The organism is Streptomyces atriruber, assembly GCF_001418325.1.
In the GTDB taxonomy this organism is placed as follows: Bacteria; Actinomycetota; Actinomycetes; order Streptomycetales; family Streptomycetaceae; genus Streptomyces; species Streptomyces atriruber.
The window spans coordinates 41449-57278 of record NZ_LIPN01000164.1 but is presented as its reverse complement, the minus strand read 5'-3'; the positions used below and the strand labels follow the sequence as shown (position 1 = coordinate 57278).

Annotated in this window: 16 protein-coding genes and 1 pseudogene; 4 read left to right on the top strand and 13 right to left on the bottom strand. The window is 71.9% G+C overall.

What is annotated here, in order from left to right:
• Positions 1 to 20 precede the first annotated feature (20 nt).
• From AOK03_RS18280 to AOK03_RS18230, 11 genes are all read right to left on the bottom strand, one after another.
• A complete protein-coding gene (locus tag AOK03_RS18280; protein WP_055566354.1) occupies positions 21 to 1352 on the bottom strand; it encodes a Ni/Fe hydrogenase subunit alpha in 1332 nt (443 codons plus the stop codon).
• A complete protein-coding gene (locus tag AOK03_RS18275) occupies positions 1349 to 2104 on the bottom strand; it encodes an NADH-quinone oxidoreductase subunit B family protein (RefSeq protein ID WP_055566353.1) in 756 nt (251 codons plus the stop codon). Before AOK03_RS18275 ends, AOK03_RS18280 begins: the two co-directional genes overlap by 4 nt.
• Positions 2105 to 2127: 23 nt before the next feature.
• A complete protein-coding gene (locus AOK03_RS18270; RefSeq protein WP_055566352.1) occupies positions 2128 to 2934 on the bottom strand; it encodes an FAD/NAD(P)-binding protein in 807 nt (268 codons plus the stop codon).
• A complete protein-coding gene (locus AOK03_RS18265) occupies positions 2931 to 3395 on the bottom strand; it encodes a Crp/Fnr family transcriptional regulator (protein ID WP_055566351.1) in 465 nt (154 codons plus the stop codon). Before AOK03_RS18265 ends, AOK03_RS18270 begins: the two co-directional genes overlap by 4 nt.
• Entirely contained in the window at positions 3392 to 4588 is a 1197-nt protein-coding gene (locus AOK03_RS18260) for a 4Fe-4S dicluster domain-containing protein (RefSeq protein ID WP_079074805.1), read from the bottom strand. The genes AOK03_RS18265 and AOK03_RS18260 overlap by 4 nt, the downstream gene beginning before the upstream one ends.
• Positions 4585 to 4848 carry a flavodoxin domain-containing protein gene (locus AOK03_RS18255; protein ID WP_055566350.1) on the bottom strand — a complete coding sequence of 88 codons (264 nt, stop codon included), beginning with the start codon at positions 4846 to 4848 and terminating at the stop codon, positions 4585 to 4587. The genes AOK03_RS18260 and AOK03_RS18255 overlap by 4 nt, the downstream gene beginning before the upstream one ends.
• 16 nt (positions 4849 to 4864) lie before the next feature.
• Positions 4865 to 5596, bottom strand: a complete 732-nt coding sequence (locus tag AOK03_RS18250; RefSeq protein WP_055566349.1) for a CBS domain-containing protein — start codon at positions 5594 to 5596, stop codon at positions 4865 to 4867.
• 12 nt (positions 5597 to 5608) lie between these two features.
• Positions 5609 to 8305 (bottom strand): bifunctional acetate--CoA ligase family protein/GNAT family N-acetyltransferase, encoded by a 2697-nt coding sequence (locus tag AOK03_RS18245; protein WP_055566348.1) that lies wholly within the window; start codon positions 8303 to 8305, stop codon positions 5609 to 5611.
• A gap of 96 nt (positions 8306 to 8401) precedes the next feature.
• Positions 8402 to 8671 (bottom strand): HypC/HybG/HupF family hydrogenase formation chaperone, encoded by a 270-nt coding sequence (locus AOK03_RS18240; protein WP_055566347.1) that lies wholly within the window; start codon positions 8669 to 8671, stop codon positions 8402 to 8404.
• A 5-nt stretch (positions 8672 to 8676) separates the two neighbouring features.
• Positions 8677 to 11025, bottom strand: a complete 2349-nt coding sequence (gene hypF / locus AOK03_RS18235) for a carbamoyltransferase HypF (protein ID WP_055566420.1) — start codon at positions 11023 to 11025, stop codon at positions 8677 to 8679.
• A gap of 21 nt (positions 11026 to 11046) precedes the next feature.
• Positions 11047 to 11547: a hydrogenase maturation protease gene (locus tag AOK03_RS18230; RefSeq protein ID WP_055566346.1), complete on the bottom strand. Its 501-nt coding sequence runs from the start codon at positions 11545 to 11547 to the stop codon at positions 11047 to 11049.
• A gap of 210 nt (positions 11548 to 11757) precedes the next feature.
• Between AOK03_RS18230 and AOK03_RS18225 the strand changes: the two genes are divergently transcribed.
• Positions 11758 to 12417, top strand: coding sequence for a universal stress protein (locus AOK03_RS18225; RefSeq protein WP_055566345.1), 660 nt, complete (start codon positions 11758 to 11760; stop codon positions 12415 to 12417).
• Between the two features lie 25 nt (positions 12418 to 12442).
• On the opposite strand, the gene AOK03_RS18220 is transcribed toward AOK03_RS18225, so the two are convergent.
• Positions 12443 to 13096, bottom strand: coding sequence for a restriction endonuclease (locus AOK03_RS18220; RefSeq protein WP_425264391.1), 654 nt, complete (start codon positions 13094 to 13096; stop codon positions 12443 to 12445).
• A 206-nt stretch (positions 13097 to 13302) separates the two neighbouring features.
• On the opposite strand from AOK03_RS18220, the gene AOK03_RS18215 reads away from it, so the two are divergent.
• The gene (locus AOK03_RS18215; RefSeq protein ID WP_055566344.1) at positions 13303 to 13611 is read left to right on the top strand and encodes a hypothetical protein; all 309 of its coding nucleotides are present in this window, start codon (positions 13303 to 13305) and stop codon (positions 13609 to 13611) included.
• Between the two features lie 63 nt (positions 13612 to 13674).
• Here AOK03_RS18215 and AOK03_RS18210 read toward each other — a convergent pair whose 3' ends face one another.
• Entirely contained in the window at positions 13675 to 14346 is a 672-nt protein-coding gene (locus AOK03_RS18210; protein WP_055566343.1) for a DUF4232 domain-containing protein, read from the bottom strand.
• A gap of 159 nt (positions 14347 to 14505) precedes the next feature.
• Between AOK03_RS18210 and AOK03_RS44080 the strand changes: the two are divergent.
• Together AOK03_RS44080 and AOK03_RS44075 are read left to right on the top strand one after the other, a co-directional pair.
• Positions 14506 to 14973, top strand: a pseudogene (locus AOK03_RS44080) (SMI1/KNR4 family protein); the annotation flags it as partial.
• A 143-nt stretch (positions 14974 to 15116) separates the two neighbouring features.
• Positions 15117 to 15674 carry a hypothetical protein gene (locus AOK03_RS44075; RefSeq protein WP_244177657.1) on the top strand — a complete coding sequence of 186 codons (558 nt, stop codon included), beginning with the start codon at positions 15117 to 15119 and terminating at the stop codon, positions 15672 to 15674.
• Positions 15675 to 15830 lie beyond the last annotated feature (156 nt).

Below are 15830 nucleotides of genomic sequence, written 5' to 3'. Positions count from 1 at the left end.
AGATGAGGTGCGGGCGGTGGTCAGGTGCGGGCGACGGTCAGGTCGAGGAAGTGCGTGGAGCAGGAGATGCAGGGGTCGTGGTTGCGGATGGCGCGCTCGCACCGCCGCGTCAGTTCCGCGTCGTCCACGCCCTCTTGGGCGAGAGCGTCCTGTGCCACGCGCCGCAGGTCGTCCTCGATGGCCCCCTGGTTCTGCGCGGTCGGCGGTACGAGGCGGGCGTCGGCGACGGTGCCCCGGCCGCCCAGGCGGTAGCGGTGGTAGAGGAGTCCGCGCGGCGCCTCCGTCGCTCCGTGGCCGACGCGCGGGGCTGCCGGGACGTCGGTGTACGGGCGCGGGGGCGGCTCGTAGCCGTCGATGATCCGCAGTGCTTCGTCGATCGCGTACACGACCTCCACCGCCCGGACGATGATCGACCGGTACGGGTTCCGGCAGATCGCCCCCTCGTAGGGATCACCGAGTCCCGCGGTCCGTGCGGCCTCGGCGGCCGTGGGCGACAGGTAACGGCCGCTGATCGCGAACCGGGCCAGGGAGCCGGTGAGGTGGCGACGCCCGTCGAGGGCGGAGTGCAGGGCGGTGGAATGCGGGAGGTGCGTCTCACGGACCCGGTCGAGGAACGTGCGCAGGGGGAAGGAGCTCGCCGTGCCGTCCGTCCGCAGCACCGTGGGAACGCCGGCATCGATGGCGTACGTCCCCGGATCCGCCAGAGCGAACAGGTCGGCGTCGGTCTCGGCGTCCGGGAAGTGGAAGCCGGACACCCACTCGACGGTTTCCCGGGCATCGTCCGAAGCGCGGCGCAACTGCTCGCGGAGCGAACGGAGTTCGGCCGTCGTGGGGACGCGGTGGAAGCCGCCGAGCCGGACGTTGACCGGGTGGACGGCGCGGCCGCCCAGAAGTTCGAGGATCGCGTTGCCCGCCTGCTTCAGGCGCAGGCCGCGCTCGACGGCGGGGCGGTCGGTGCGCGCCAGCTCGATGGCGCCGTCGCAGCCGAGGAAGTCGGGGGCGTGCAGCAGGTGGATGTGCAGGGTCTGGCTCTCGATCCACTCCCCGCAGTACAGCAGACGGCGCAGTTCCCGCAGGGACGGATCGACGGTGACCCCGCAGGCGTCCTCGATCGCGGCGCAGGCGCTCATCTGGTAGGCGACCGGGCAGATCCCGCACACGCGGGCGGTGATGTCGGGGGGTTCGGTGTACGACCTGCCGCGCAGGAACGCCTCGAAGAAGCGCGGCGGCTCGTAGATCCGCAGCTGCGCCTCGGTGACGGTCCCGTCCTGGACCCGCAGATGCAATGCGCCCTCTCCCTCGACCCGGGAGAGCGAGCCGACGTGCAGGACGCGCGTGCCTCGGTGCGTCATCGGCGCAGCTCCTCCTCGAACGCGGCGGCGTTGAAGGTGTGCAGGAAGCGGTCGGTGTCCCGGTCGTCCATGCCGTCGCGGTGCAGCACCGGGATCAGCGCGGGCAGGTTCACCGAACCGGACGGACCGAAGCAGCCGTAGCAGCCGCGGCCGTACGCCGGGCAGATCGCGCCGCAGCCGGCCTGCGTGACCGGACCGAGGCAAGGGGTGCCGTGGGCGACGGTGACGCAGACCGTGCCGCGGCGCTTGCACTCGAAGCACACGCTGTGGTTCGGGATGTCGGGCTTGCGACCGGCGAGGTACGCGGTGATGACCTCCAGGAGCTGGCGCCGGTCGATGGGACAGCCGCGCAGTTCGAAGTCGACGTCGACGTGGGCGGACACGGGGGTTGATGTCGCCAGCGCGTCGATGTACTCGGGTCGCGCGTAGACCGTGCGCGTGAACTCCTCGACGTCGGCGAAATTGCGCAGGGCTTGGATGCCACCGGCCGTCGCGCAGGCGCCGATCGTCACCAGGTGTCGGGAGGCGGCGCGGATCGCGTGGATCCGCTCGGCGTCGGCGGGCGTGGTGACGGATCCCTCCACCAGCGCGAGGTCGTAGGGTCCGGGAGCGCTCGCGCTGGACGCTTCCAGGAAGTGGGAGACCTCCACCTGTCCGGCCAGAGCCAGCAGCTCGTCCTCGCAGTCGAGGAGGGTGAGCTGGCAGCCGTCGCAGGAGGCCAGCTTGAAGACGGCCAGTGTCGGTCGGCTCATGTCACGGCTCCCTGATGTCCATGTCACAGCTCCCTGACGTAGAGGAGAGGTTCCGCGCGGCTCCAGGTGACGACCGGGCCGTCCCTGCACAGCAGCAGCGGGCCGAGCTGGCAGTGACCGCAGTGGCCGGTCGCGCAGCGCATGTTGCGTTCCAAGGACACCTTGATGCGGTCGCCGGCCACCCCTCGGTGCAGCAGGTCACGGGCCGTCGCCCGGATCATCGGTTCGGGTCCGCACACGAACGCGGTGGTGTCGCGCGGGGCGAAGCGCGCCTGGCCGAGGAGTTGGGTGACGACGCCTGTCCGGCCCGTCCAGCAGGCGTCGGGCCGGTCGACGACCACCCCGGTGCAGGCGGTCCTCCACAGCCGCGTCTCGACCTTCGCCATCAGGTCCGAGGGCGTGCGCGCACCCACCAGGACGTTGAGGCGCCCGTACGCCTTCGGGTCCGCCACCGCATCCCGTACGAGAGGGCGCAACGGGGCGAGTCCGATGCCGCCGGCGACGACCAACAGGTCCTGTCCGTGGGCCTTCTCCAACTCCCAGCCGGTTCCGTAGGGCCCGCGCAACCCGAGCACGTCACCGACCTCGGCGGCGAACAGTCCCGCTGAGACGGCGCCGACGCTGCGCACCGTGTGGGCCAGCCCTCCGTCGGTGGGGATGGCGCTGACGGAGAGCGGGATTTCGCCCCGGCCGAACGCCCACACCATCGCGAACTGCCCCGGTGCGAAAGCGGGCAGCGGTTCCCCGACCGGCTCCAGGCGGAGCGTGGCCGTGTCCGGTGTCTCCGCCCAACGGGCGACGACCCGGTAGGGAACCGGCGTTGAGCTCACCTCCGTACGCCCTCTCCGCTTCCGTAGGGGGCGTACAGGTCGAGCAGGCGCGTCCTCGCCGACTGCAGGCGGTGGGCCAGGACGCGGCCCACCCAATGGCCGACGAGCGCGCCGAGGACCGGGTCGTTCTCGCACATCAAGCGGACCGCGAGAGCGTCGAACTCCTCGGCCCGCACCGGGCTCTGCGCCACGGCGCCCAGCTGCCAGACGTACGGCGGGAAGAGCCAGGACCAGCCGACCAGCTCGCCGTGACCGAGCGTCTCGATCGCGGGCGAGCGGCGACCGGGCACGTGCATGTCGAGGGTGACCGATCCGGTGCGGATGATCCAGAACCGGTCGGCGTGACCGCCTTCCTCGAAGATCCGTGTCCCGGCCGGGAAGGACACCTGCCGGGCGATCCGCATCAGCCGTTCGCGGTGCTCGGCGGGGAGTGCGGCCATCATGGGCGGGGTGTTGCTCATCGCTCCGTCTCCTTCGGGTTCGTCCTGCTCGTCTCGCTGTTCTCGTCCGTCTCGTCCACCCCGGCCGTCTCGGCTGTCTCGTCCCTGAGTGCCGCCACCTCTTCGGTGATGTCGATGCCGACCGGGCACCAGACGATGCAGCGCCCGCAGCCCACACAGCCGGAGCTGTCGAACTGGTCGTGCCAGGTGCCGAGTTTGTGGGTGAGCCACTGCCGGTAGCGGCTGCGGGCGGAGGAGCGCACCGGCCCGCCGTGGAGGTGGGAGAAGTCCAGGTCGAAGCAGGAGTCCCAGCGCTGCCAACGCTCCGCGTGGTCGCCGGTGAGGTCGGTGACCTCCTCGGTGGTGGTGCAGAAGCACGTGGGGCACACCATCGTGCAGTTGCCACAGGTCAGACAGCGTGCGGCCACGTCGTCCCAGCGCTCCGCCCGCAGGCTCGCCCCCATCAGCCGCTGCAGGCTCACCGGCGGCATGGCCCGGCCCATCTTGTCGACGGCCCCGGCGACCGCGGCTGTCGCGGCATCGCGGGTGACAGCGTCGGGCTCGTGATGCGGGACCCTGGCCAGCAGCGCCGCCCCGGACTCGCTGCCGACGCGTACGAGGAAGCGGTGCCCCGCCGGATCGACGACCTCCGTGAGGGCCAGGTCGAAGCCGGTGTCGGCCCCGGGGCCGCTGCCCATGGAGACACAGAAGCAGGTCGCTCCGGGTTCCGTGCATTCAGCGGCTATGAGGAACGTGCCTCCCCGGCGTTCCTCATAGCCGCGGTCCTTGAAGCGCCCCCCTGTCAGCACCCGGTCCTGGATCGCGATGGCCCGCAGATCGCAGGGCCGGACCCCGAGGAAGGCGTACGAGGGGCGAGGGGTGCTGTCGGGTGTGACGGACACCGTGCCGTCGGGCGCGCGGTCCGCGCTCCACAGCTTCTCGCGCTCTGGATGGAGGAAGTTTTTCCAGGACTGCGGGCCGGCCGAGTGCGCGAAGGCGGCCCCGTCCTCGCGGCGCCGCAGACGATAGTGCCCCGCCTCCAGCTCGACACCCCATCCGTACGGGAGCCGCTCGGCCGAATCGAGCTCGGTGAGGACGATCGCTCCGTCGCGCACGGTGGGGCCGACGACGGTGCGGCCGTCGGCCATCAGCTCCTCGACGAGGACGGCCAGGCCCTTCCGGTCGAGCACTGCCGTGGCTCCCGCGGTCGTCATGTCCGTCCCCCCGGGTCCACCGCGGGCTCGCCCAGCAGGGTGGCGCCGATGCGCAGCGCCCACGCGGAGATCTGCCACTGCCCCGCGTGGAGCGGACTGCCGAGCTCCACGGCGTCGCACGCGTGGACCTCGCCGACATCGCGCGCCCACCTCATCTCGGCGTCGCGGCCCTGCTTGCGGAGGACCGCCGCGATGGTGCGGGCGATCTCGGCCGTGGACCGGTTCTTCGTCGCGTAGGCGACCAGCACCTTGATGGTCATGGTGGCCCGTCCCCTCTCAGAGTTTGCGCAGCCAGTCGTCGGCGACGCCGCGCAGGGCCTGTTCGGTCGGCTGGAGGTGGGAGTCGTCCACGCGGTAGGTGAGCCTGTCCAGGACCGCGACCACTCCGTCGATCTCCCGCGTCATGTACAGCGCGACGGGCACCTCGCTCCGGCGCTCCAGCGCCCCGGTGAGGGTCACCACCCCGTTGTCCACGTCGACCTCGATGCTCTGGGGCGCGAGCCAGAGGGTGTGCACCAGCACCTGTGCGATCACCTCGCGGCGGATCTCGTCGTCCGGGCGGAGGAACACCTGGAGCAGGTCCCTGCGCGTCACGATGCCGACCAGCCGGTCCTCGTCGTCGATGACGGGGAGCCGCTCGACCTTGTGTTCGGCCATCCGACGGGCACCCTCGGCGATGGTGTTCTCGGCGTGCACGCACACGGGCGGCGTGGACATGAGCTGCCCCGCGGTACGGGCCGTGGCCTTCGCCCGGGACTTCCGCGCCGAGGACCTGGCCCACGACAGCCGGAAGCGGGGCTGCGGCCGGTACGAGGCGGGGGCCTCGGCCGCATGCACCAGCAGGTCCGTCTCCGAGATGACACCGATCACCTTGTCGTCGACGTCGATCACGGGCAGCCCGCTGATGCGGTGCTCGGAAAGGAGCCTGGCCACGTCCTTGAACGGGGTGGCGTACCCGGCGCTGACCACCTCTCCGGCCATCACGGAACCGATCTTGCTGTGCCTCATCTCTGTCTCCTTTCAGCGCAGTCGGCGCAGATGGGGATCGTTGGCGGTCCGGGGCAGGAGGCGGATCCGTACGTCGAGCGCCGAGACGCCGTCCGGCCACGCCAGGACGGGATTGAAGTCGGCCTCGGCGAGTTGCGGCAGGTCGCAGGCCATCCGCGACAGCCTGTGCAGCAGTTGCTCCAGTTCTTCGAGGTCCACCGGCCCGCTCCCGCCGTGCCCGAAGAGCAGCGGGGCGCAGCGGGGCGCGGTGATGAGGTCGTGCACGTCGAGATCGGTGAGGGGCGCCAGACGGGCCGCGTGGTCGGCGAGGAGATCCGTGGCCGTGCCGCCGAGGCCGAAGAGGACCAGAGGGCCGAAGACGCCGTCCTGGACGACGCCCGCGAACAGCTCGGTGCCGCGTTCGGCGAGGGGCTGGACCACCACGCCGCTCAGCAGCCCGGCGAAGCGGACCTCGAAGTCCCGGAAGGCGGAGCGCACTTGGCTGTCACCCTGCAGATCGAGGTGGATCGCCCGCTGTTCGCTCTTGTGCACCAGGCCGGGCCAGTGCGCCTTCAGTACGACCCTGCCGTCCGGACCGCGCAGCCGCTCGGCCGCCAGGACGGCGTCGTCCTCGGTCTCGGCCCAGGCCCAGGGGAGTTGGGGAATGCCGTAGCAGGCGAGGAGTCGGGCGCAGGTGCACGGATCGAGCCAGCCGCCGTCCGGATGCCCGGCCAGCCAGGTCTCGGCCACGTCGTGGGCACGGGACGTCTCCACGCCGGCGATGTCCGGGATGCTGCCGGGCGGGCGGGCCAGCCACTGCGACCGTCGGACCCCGTGGGCCAGGGCGCGCGCGGCGGGCTGCGGATCCCCGTAGCAGGGAATGGAGCCGCCGTCCGCGACGGCCAACAGCCGTACGGGCAGCGCCTGGTCGAGGAGGACCGCGGCGATCGTCCGGGAGCGATGGCCGGGGGAGTGGGTGAGGGCCCGTACGAGGTCGTCGCCGGTGGCCGCGGCGACCGCGGTGGGCACGAGCACCACCAGCACGGCATCGATGCCGTCGTGTGCCATGAGCCGGTCCACGGCGTTCTTGAGCTGGGTCTCGGTGACGGCGGCGGTGGCATCGACCGGGTTGGTGGCCGCGGATCCCTCGGGGAGGGTGGCGAGCAGATCGTCGATGAGACGGATCGGCAGCAGCGGCAGGGCGAGCCCGGCCTCGGTGCACGCGTCGGCGGCGAGGACCCCGGCGCCGCCCGCGTTGGTGACGACGGCGACGCGGTTCCCGGCGGGCGGGGGCTGGGAGTGCAGCAGGGCAGCGGTCTCCAGGAGTTCACCGATCGTGCGGGTGGCGGTGATGCCCGCCTGGGTGAACAGGGCCTGCCGGGTCATGGTGCGGGTGGCGGCCGCCGCGGTGTGCGACGCGGCGGCCCGTCGGCCGGCCCGGGTCCGCCCGGCGTCGACGGTGAGGATGGGCATGTGCCTGGTGACCCGCCGTGCGGTCCGCGAGAACGCCCGTGGGTTCCCGAAGGACTCCAGGTGCAGCAGGGCCAGATCGGTCACGCCGTCGCTCTCCCACCACTGGAGCAGGTCGTTGCCGCTCACGTCGTACTTGTCGCCGAGCGAGACGAAGCTGGAGACGCCGAGGCCGAGCCGGGACACTCCGTCGAGCAGCGCGATGCCCACGCCTCCCGACTGCACGGCCACACCGGCCGTCCCCCGACGCGGGTGCCGCGCGGCGAAGGTCGAGTCCAGGGACAGCTCCTTGTCCGTGTTGGAGATGCCGAGGCAGTTGGGACCCACCAGTCGCATTCCGTACAGCCGGCAGGTGGCGAGCACGGCGGCGGCCTGTCCGGCGTCCAGGCCGGCCGTGAGGACCACGAGGGCCCGTACACCCGCTTTGCCGCACTCCTCCGCGGTGGCGGGCAGGGCCGGTGCGGGCACGGCGAGGACGGCGAGGTCGGGGACTAGGGGGAGTGCGGCGACCGAGGGGTAGGCGGGCACGCTCAGCAGCGAGGAGACGTGCGGATTGACGGCGAAGAGCTGCCGGGTGAAGCCGCCCGTGCGCAGATTGCGCAAAACGGCACGGCCGACGGAGCCGGCTCTGCGGCCCGCCCCGACCACGGCGATCGAGTCGGGCCGCAGCAGCGGTTCGAGGCTGGCGACATCCGCCACCCTGCCCCTTGCCTCGACCGCGGTCAGATACGCCTCTTCCCCCTCCTGCAACTGGATGGTGCAGCGCACCTCGGGGCCCTCGAAGCGCCGGGCGGCGAGCAGTCCGAGATCGGCGAAGACCTTCAGGACCTCGTGGTTCTCGGCGAGCGCGTCGGCGGTGAACGCGGTGATGCCGTCGGCGCGGGCGGCGGAGACGAGGTGTTCCAGGAGGAGCGTCCCGATGCCCCGGTGGTGCAGGCCCTCGGCCACGGCGAGCGAGATCTCCGCCGTGTCGGTGCCGTCCGTCCTCTCGTACTCGGCGAGGCCGATGACGTGGCCCTTGGCCTCGGCCAGCAGCGCGCGGTGGCCGGGGCGAGGAGGGGCACAGGAACGGTCCGCTGCCCGCGCGGCGGACCGGTCGCTCGCCACGAAGAAGCGGAGCCGCAGGTTCTCGGACGACATCCCCTCGAAGAGGCCTTGGACCTGGGCGCGGTCATCAGGGCCGGCGGCCCGTATGCAGGCGGTGGTCCCATCGGCGAGCAGGGCGTGGACCGGCGGTCGGCTTCGCTCGTCGTGCGTCATCTCGGTCCTCCTGACGACAGGGTGTCCCCTCAAGAGTCGACGCGGCACGAGGCGCCCCCCAGGGGCCGGGCGGGCACGGCCCGGGGCCGATCGGCCCTACGCGTCGGCCGCGGGCAGTGGCTCGCCGAGCTCGGCCTGAACCGCCCCCGCCATCGCCCGCAGGACGTCCAGGGTCCGCGCGGCCTCGACCGCGTCGACCTCGGTGATCGCGAATCCGACGTGCACGATGACGTACGTGCCGACCGTGGCGTTCGGCGTGTAGGCGAGACACGCCTCGCGGCGCACACCGCCGAAATCGACGCTGGCCATCGGGAGCCCGCCCTCGGACCTGATGTCGAGGATGCGGCCGGGAATGCCCAGGCACATCGCGCTCACCCCTTCGCGAGCCGGGCGGCGGCGACGGCTGCCTGCCCGTAGCAGATGCCGCCGTCCCCGACCGGCACGGCGCTGGAGACCAGGACCCGCAGCCCCTGCGCGCGCAGGCGCACGCTCACTTCGGTCAGCAGACGGCGGTTGAGGAAACAGCCGCCGGCGAGACAGACGGTGCGCGGAGCGCCGTCCTCGACGGCGTGCGCGACCAGTTCGGCGGTCACGAGGGCGAGGGTCAGATGGAAGGCCGCGGCGAGCGCGGCGACGCTCTCCCCGTTGTACTGCCGCTCCAGGAGGTCGATCAGGGTCGTGCCGGGGTCGTACACCCACAGGCCACCGGCCCGGACCAGCCGGTGGGCGAGCGGTGTGGCGTCCACGCCGCTCGCCGCCCCCTCCAGAGCGGCGGCGGCCTCTCCTTCGTAACTGACGGAATCGGCGAGGCCGAGCAGGCTCGCCACGGCATCGAAGAGCCGTCCGGCGCTGGAGGCGCGCGGGGAGTTGATGCCCCGGGCCACCATGGCGCGTACGACTGCGGCCTCGTCCGGATCGATCCGGTCGGTGAAGGGTTTCGTCAACCAGGGGTATGGCCGGGGGCTGCCGAGGAGTTCGGTGCCGTGCAGATAGCCGAGAGCCATCCGGTACGGGTGGCGGACCGCCGCCTCGCCGCCCGGGAGCGGTGCGGTCGCGAACCGGCCCGCCCGTCGGTGGTCCGTGAGGTCGGCGACGAGGATCTCCCCTCCCCACAGCGTCCCGTCGGCACCGAGCCCCAGGCCGTCGTAGGCGACGCCGAGGAAGGGCCCACGCACCCCGTGCTCGGCCGCGCACGCCGCCACATGGGCGTGATGATGCTGGACGGGGAAGCGGGGCAAGGTCTGCGCCTGCGCCCACTGCGTGGAGAGATAGCCGGGATGCAGGTCGTGCGCGACGGCACGCGGGGTGATGCCCGTGAGCCGCACAAGACCGTCGTACGCGTGCGTGAAGGCGTCGAGGGCGGCCGCGTCCGCCAGATCACCGCCGTGCGGCGACACATGCGCGTCATGGCCCTCCGCGAGCGCGAACGTGTGCTTCAGCTGCGCGCCGACGGCGATCAAGGGCACGGGGGCCGCGACGTGCAAGGGCAGCGGTGCGGGTGCGAGACCTCGCGCCCTGCGAACGGTGAGCACGGAGCCTTCGACGACCTGGACGACCGAGTCGTCGTAGCGCGCGTGGATGGGCCGGTCGTGCCCGAGGAAGCCGTCGGCGACCGCCGCAAGCGCCCGGTGCGCTTCCGTGTCATCGGTGGCGATCGGTTCGCCCGCGAGGTTGCCGCTGGTGACGACGAGCGGACGGGCGAGCTCGCGGACCAGGAGGTGGTGCAGCCCGGTGGTGGGCAGGAAGAGACCGATGCGGTCACTCCCGGGGTGCACCGCGGGGGCGAGTCCGGCCTCTCGTGACGCGAGCAGCACCACGGGGCGTGCCATCGACTCCAGCGCGAGCTGCTCGCCCTGGGTCGGACGGGCCAACTCCCTTACGCCGTCGACGTCCTGGACCATCACCGCGAAGGGTTTGGCGGGCCGGTTCTTGCGCTCCCTCAGCGTCTGCACCACCTGCTGATCGGTGGCGTCGCACACCAGCTGATAGCCGCCGAGCGCCTTCACCGCGACAATGCCGCCCCTTGCCACCGTCTCGACCGCGGCGCGCAGCGCGGCCTCCGCGACGAGCTCGCCCCAGGAGAGGCGCGGCCCGCAGACCGGGCACGCGAGCGGTTCGGCGTGGAAACGCCGGTCGCCGGGGTCGCGGTACTCCGCCGCGCAGGCCGCGCAGAGCGGAAAGTGCCGCATCGTGGTGCGGACCCGGTCGTACGGCAGGTCTTCGATGACGGTCGCGCGGGGGCCGCAGTCGGTGCAGTTGACGAACGGATACCGGAACCGGCGGTCGTGCGGATCGAGGAGCTCGCGCAGGCAGTCGGCGCAGATGGCGGCGTCGGGCGGGATCTCTCGCGGTGCCTCCGACGGTTTGTCACCCGGTGTGTCGCCTGGGCGGCTGCTTCGGATGACGAAGCCCGTGGTGGGTGGCGGGGTACGCCCGCGCATCTCCGTGACCCTCACCTCCCGCACCCGGGCCAGAGCAGGGGCCGCCGTCCGCAGCTGCGTCGTGAACTCCCGTACCGCCTGCGGCGGACCGGCCACCTCGCCCCGGACGTGCCCGGCGCTGTTGGCCGCCCAGCCGTCCAGGCCGAGACCGGTCGCCAGCCTGTGGACGAAGGGACGGAACCCCACTCCTTGGACCGTGCCGAACACTTCGAAGCGGAGTGCGGTGCGTTCCGCACGGAGAGCGGGGTGCTCTCCGTGGAGCGTGGTGCGCTCTGCCATGACCACCCCGCCTCTCACCTCTCAGCCGCACGCGCCGACGCCGCCCTGCCGTGCGACCTCGTCCTCGATGTCTCCGGCGAGCGGCTCCACCGTGGCTTCGACACGCGTCGACAGACCGATGCCCAGCGAACTGTCGGCGCCCTCCACCCCGTACACGACGAGGCGGCCCGGCAGTCGTCCCAGAATCCGGGCGAGTTCGACGGCCTCACCCAGCCCCAGCCCGTGCGAACTGGTCGTCGGCGGCCGATCCGGTAACCCCTCGTCGAGAGCCAACCGGTGGACGCGTCCCGGACGTGCCGGATGCGCGTGAGCGGCGTCCACGACGACCGCGAGGGCCGCCCCTTCCCACAGACCGATCAGCCGGGCCGGGTCCCCGTCGCAGGTGGCGAGCACCGTGCCCGTCGGCAGGGGCCGGGTGTCGGCCCGCTCGCGCAGCCGGGCGATCACCGCCTGTCCCACGCCGTCGTCATGGCGGAACTCGTTCCCGACACCGATCACCGCGATCCGTGTCCGCACGCTCACTTCTCGCACCGCTCTCCCAGCTCCTTCCGCTGAGCGTGCTGCCACTGTGCGAGGCCGCGGAGGCAGCCGCCAGGGGCCGAACGTCCCCCACGGGGGCCGTTCCGCCCCTGCCCGGTCGCGTTCCGCGGTGGCAGGGTCCGGGGCGTATCGAGAGGTGGTGTCGTCGTGGACAAGCCTTTGATCGTGGGGGGCGACGGCTAGGCACCGAGCGTGCGCGCGCTGGACCGGGCGGTGGACGAAGCCGCCGTGAAGGTGACGAGCGGGGTCCTCCACGACGACCCGGCCCTGGCACTCGTGCGCCTCGGTTCAGAGGCGGGCGCGGTGGTGGTCGGCAACCGGGGACACGGCGAGCTCGCCGAGATGCTGCTCGGTTCGGTCAGCCTCTCGGTCGCCGCGCACGCCGAGTCGCCGGTCATCGTCGTACGCGGTTACGAGGAGGCCATCGCGCGAGACCACCGCAGCGTCGTCGGCGTCGGCGACCCGCGAGAGGCGGCTCCCGCCGTGGACTTCGCCTTCCGTGAGGCACACCTGCTCGGCGCTTCCGTCACCGTCGTCCACGCCTGGCGCTGCCCCGCCAGGGAAGTCCCCGACTTCCCGACGACGCTCCCCGACGAACATCAACAGCGCTCGGAGGCGCGACTCGACGAGTGCGCGCGGGACGCGAGGGCCGCCCACCCCGACATCCCGGTCCACCGCAGGACGGTCGAAGGCCACGCGCGCACGGCACTGCTGGCCGCTTCCCGCACGGCCGACCTCCTCGTGGTCGGCGCGCGTCGACGCAACGGCCGTGTCGGCCTGCGGCTCGGTCCGGTCGACCACGCGGTGCTGCATCATGCGGCGTGTCCGGTGGGGATCGTTCCGCACAGCTGAGGCTGGAGTGGGCCGGTGGGCTCCGTCAGGCACGCGAGCGGCGTTGCGTACGACCGTGGCCGCCGCCGTGGCCGTGGCCGTTCAGCGGGATCAGGCTGTCCAGCCGGGCGCCCTTGACCCAAGCCCCCAGCAGATCGCGGTGGAGCGCGATGATGTCGTGCCGCACCGCCAGGCCCAAGGCGGCCGAAGTGAACCTGCGGCCGGTGGTGACGAACAGGGCGACATCCGCGCCGTGTTCGTCGCGGACCGTGCCGAGGAACTTCTGCATGTCCTGCGAGGACACACTGCGCTCGGGCGCGTACTTCTTGCACTGGATCACCAGTTTGCGGCCGTCCGCGAGGTAGCCGATCACGTCGGCGCCGAGGTCACCGCTCTTCCCGCTGACGACGACCTGCGTACAGCCGTCCCGACGGCACAGGTCGGCAACGTACCGCTCGAAGTCCTGCCAGGAGAGCGCGTCGACCTCCGCCATCGACAGTTCCCGAGCCCGGGCCTCCTCCTCCAGCCGCCACGCCCGGTCCTTCCCGACCGCGGCGCGGTGCGCCTGCCAGAGCCCGTACCCGGCACCGCCCAGCACGGCCACAACCACCACGGCCACCAGGACCGGCCACACGCTCGCCCAGTTCCCGGCCGTCCACACCACGGCGACTGCCGCGGCCGCGGTCCCCAAGAGCTGCACCTGTCGGCGCGTCTTCTTCCGTAACCGCCGACGCCGACGCCGTCGTCGTACCGATGCTGCCATCAGCTCCCCATTCCCCCCGTGCCCCGCAGTGTGAGGTCCTCGCCCGCACCCGGCAAGGGGGTCTCGGGTGCGGGTTGCCGTTCAAGGCAGAACGATGGGGGCAGCAGGAACCGTACAAGTGCCATCCCGTACGAGGAGTCGCCATGACCACTTTCGTCATCACCGTCCCCGGCACGTTTCTCACCGACGTCACCGGCTCGACACGATCGACTCTGGAGAGGGCACTGGCTTCACAGCACACGGACGTGAGCGAGAGCGAAGGCCTTGACCTGCTCACCTTGAACGAGGACAACACCTTCTCGATCCGTCTGGAAGTCGAAGCACCTGACCGTTACGAGGCCGAACTGACCGCCACGAGGCTCGTCAGCGCTGCCCTGAGGGAGGCGGGCATCGAGGAAGCCGATGCCCCGCTCGGCCCTCCCGCGGTCACCGGGATCGACAGCAGCCTCTGATCCGGGGACCGCGCTGCGGGAAGATCGCTCCGGAGCCTGCCGCGCACAGCCCGGCGAAGCGGGCTACTTGGTGGTGTGGGTGGGGTAGACCTGGACGTCGGTGTAGGCGCCCTTGATGTCCCCGGCGCCCGTGGGCCAGTCCAGGGTCACGGTGTGGGTCTCGTTCGGGGGCGTGACCAGGATGTGGGTCGGCGAGGCGAGGCTCTTGCCGGAGCTGTCGATGTCGTAGGCGAGGTTGAAGACGGCGGCGTCGCCGGGCTTGAGGGTGGTGACGCGCGGCTGGGCCTGGCCGCGCTCGATGGGGCTGGAGGTGTTGTCCTCGTCCTTGATGTCGACGCCCGCGAAGCCCGTGGCGGAGCAGGTGGTCGAACCCCGGTTGATCATGGTGATGTCGATCCGGCCGGTGCTCTCGTCGGGCGCGGCGTCCTGCGCGTCGATGGCCAGGTCCTCCGTCTTGCAGAACGTCGCCTTGGTGCCGCCCTGCTTCGCGCCGCCCGCGGCTGCCTCGTCCTTGACGTCCTCGCCGGATCCCGACTGCTTGTTGCCGGCTTCGGAGCTGCCCGAGCCCGAGCCGCCTTCCGACTTCGCGTCACCGTTCGAGGACGAGGAGGAGTTGGAGGACGAGGAGCCCTGGGAGGACGTGTCCGTTCCGGAGTCGTCACCGTTACAGGCGGTGAGTGAGAGGGCGGCGGCGAGGCTGACGGCGGCGAGAGCGGTGATGCGGGTCTTCTGCATGGTGTTCCCCCAGGAGTGGTGGCGGTGTGTGCGGTCGTAACTATTTGTAGTTCTCACCGAGTTACGGGCGGCTCCCCGCCGCGTCTTCGTTCCGTCACAGGCGGTGCCCTAACTGCCCGCACGCTGCCCCAACAGGCCATCAAGGCCTCCCCTTAGGGCATGTGCAGCCTGAACGCTCGGGCCCCGATACGTGATGGGCCGGGGCGCAGTGCGAGTGTGGTGCTCATGACCACTGACACAGCAGCGGATGTGCGCGTCACCCGGGCATGGAGCCGGATCGTGGAATGGCTGGCCGAGTACACCCCGCCGTCGTACGGGGCCCTCAGGCCCGGCGCCTCCGACGACGAGCTCGCGGCCCTGGAAGAAGCCCTCGGCGTGAGCGTTCCGGAGGAGTTGAAGGCGCTGTGGCGGCTGTCCGCCGGTGAGGACGGCGTGGACGGTTCGGGGCTCATGCTGGGCGACTGGGCCCTGATGCCGCTCGACGCCGTGGTCGAGGTCCACCGGATGCAGAGGGGGTTCCAGGAGGCGCACGGTGAGGACGGCACCGCGGATGCGGACGCCCTGGTGCTGTGGAAACCGTCCTGGATACCGTTCTGCTCCTTCAGTCCCGACAACACCGTCTACGGCCTCTACCTGGACGGTGAGACCGGGGAGGTGTGCCAGTGGACCAGGTACGGCGAGCGCGAGCGCGAGTCGCTGCCCGCCTACCTGGAACTCATGGCGGTCAGCCTGGAAGCCCCCTTGGCGGGGCCGGCCCGGAGAAGCCCGGCATGTTGCGCGGCGCTCTGGTGTGGGGACCGCCCGCGGACGAGGAGCGCGGGGACCGGTGGGCGCGCCACCTCGGCCAGGCCCCGCCGCGCCATCCCGCGAAGACTCCCGGCGCGATCCGGGAGGCCCTGCCCGGCGACGAGCGCGAGGAGTTCGACGAGCAGCGCGACGCCCTGGACCTGGGCGACCCCGAGGCCGTCGTCGCCTTCCGTGACCACTGGTGGGAGCGTGCCGTGCAGACCCAGGAGGAACTGGAGGACGACGTCGCCGCCGCGCTGGGCGGGAACGTCCTGGTCCATCCCGGCCGCACGCTGGCACCGGAGTACGAGGCCACACTGCCGCCCGCAATCCGCCACCGCCCGCCGTCCCTCGACGACATCCGCACCGCCCTGCGCCACGAGAGCGTCCGCGCACGGTTCGACCGGGACTTCATGGCCGCGATCCCGCCGCACTACCCGGCACTGCTGCTGCGCTGGTGGGACCTCGCCCGCCTGATGTCCGACCCCCGCGGCGACCGGGCCGTACGCGCCGTCGTCAACGGGCGCCGTGCCTCGGACTAGGGCCTTCCTGATGGGTCGGTGACGAGCGGGACTGCCGATCGGCAGGGGCACTGCGGGGGCGGGGATGATGTCGTGTCTGCGGCGGGTCGGCGGCCGAACGTCTGGCTGACCAGGACGCCGTCAGTCTGCCCCGGCAATGAACCACACGGCCCGTCC

Bases quoted from the DNA above. Each gene is read 5' to 3' on its own strand.
- AOK03_RS18280 (WP_055566354.1), bottom strand. From the start codon at position 1,352: ATGACGCACCGAGGCACGCGCGTCCTGCACGTCGGCTCGCTCTCCCGG.
- AOK03_RS18275 (WP_055566353.1), bottom strand. From the start codon at position 2,104: ATGAGCCGACCGACACTGGCCGTCTTCAAGCTGGCCTCCTGCGACGGC.
- AOK03_RS18265 (WP_055566351.1), bottom strand. From the start codon at position 3,395: ATGAGCAACACCCCGCCCATGATGGCCGCACTCCCCGCCGAGCACCGC.
- AOK03_RS18260 (WP_079074805.1), bottom strand. From the start codon at position 4,588: ATGACGACCGCGGGAGCCACGGCAGTGCTCGACCGGAAGGGCCTGGCC.
- AOK03_RS18255 (WP_055566350.1), bottom strand. From the start codon at position 4,848: ATGACCATCAAGGTGCTGGTCGCCTACGCGACGAAGAACCGGTCCACG.
- AOK03_RS18250 (WP_055566349.1), bottom strand. From the start codon at position 5,596: ATGAGGCACAGCAAGATCGGTTCCGTGATGGCCGGAGAGGTGGTCAGC.
- AOK03_RS18245 (WP_055566348.1), bottom strand. From the start codon at position 8,305: ATGACGCACGACGAGCGAAGCCGACCGCCGGTCCACGCCCTGCTCGCC.
- AOK03_RS18240 (WP_055566347.1), bottom strand. From the start codon at position 8,671: ATGTGCCTGGGCATTCCCGGCCGCATCCTCGACATCAGGTCCGAGGGC.
- hypF (WP_055566420.1), bottom strand. From the start codon at position 11,025: ATGGCAGAGCGCACCACGCTCCACGGAGAGCACCCCGCTCTCCGTGCG.
- AOK03_RS18215 (WP_055566344.1), top strand. From the start codon at position 13,303: ATGACCACTTTCGTCATCACCGTCCCCGGCACGTTTCTCACCGACGTC.
- AOK03_RS18210 (WP_055566343.1), bottom strand. From the start codon at position 14,346: ATGCAGAAGACCCGCATCACCGCTCTCGCCGCCGTCAGCCTCGCCGCC.
- AOK03_RS44075 (WP_244177657.1), top strand. From the start codon at position 15,117: ATGTTGCGCGGCGCTCTGGTGTGGGGACCGCCCGCGGACGAGGAGCGC.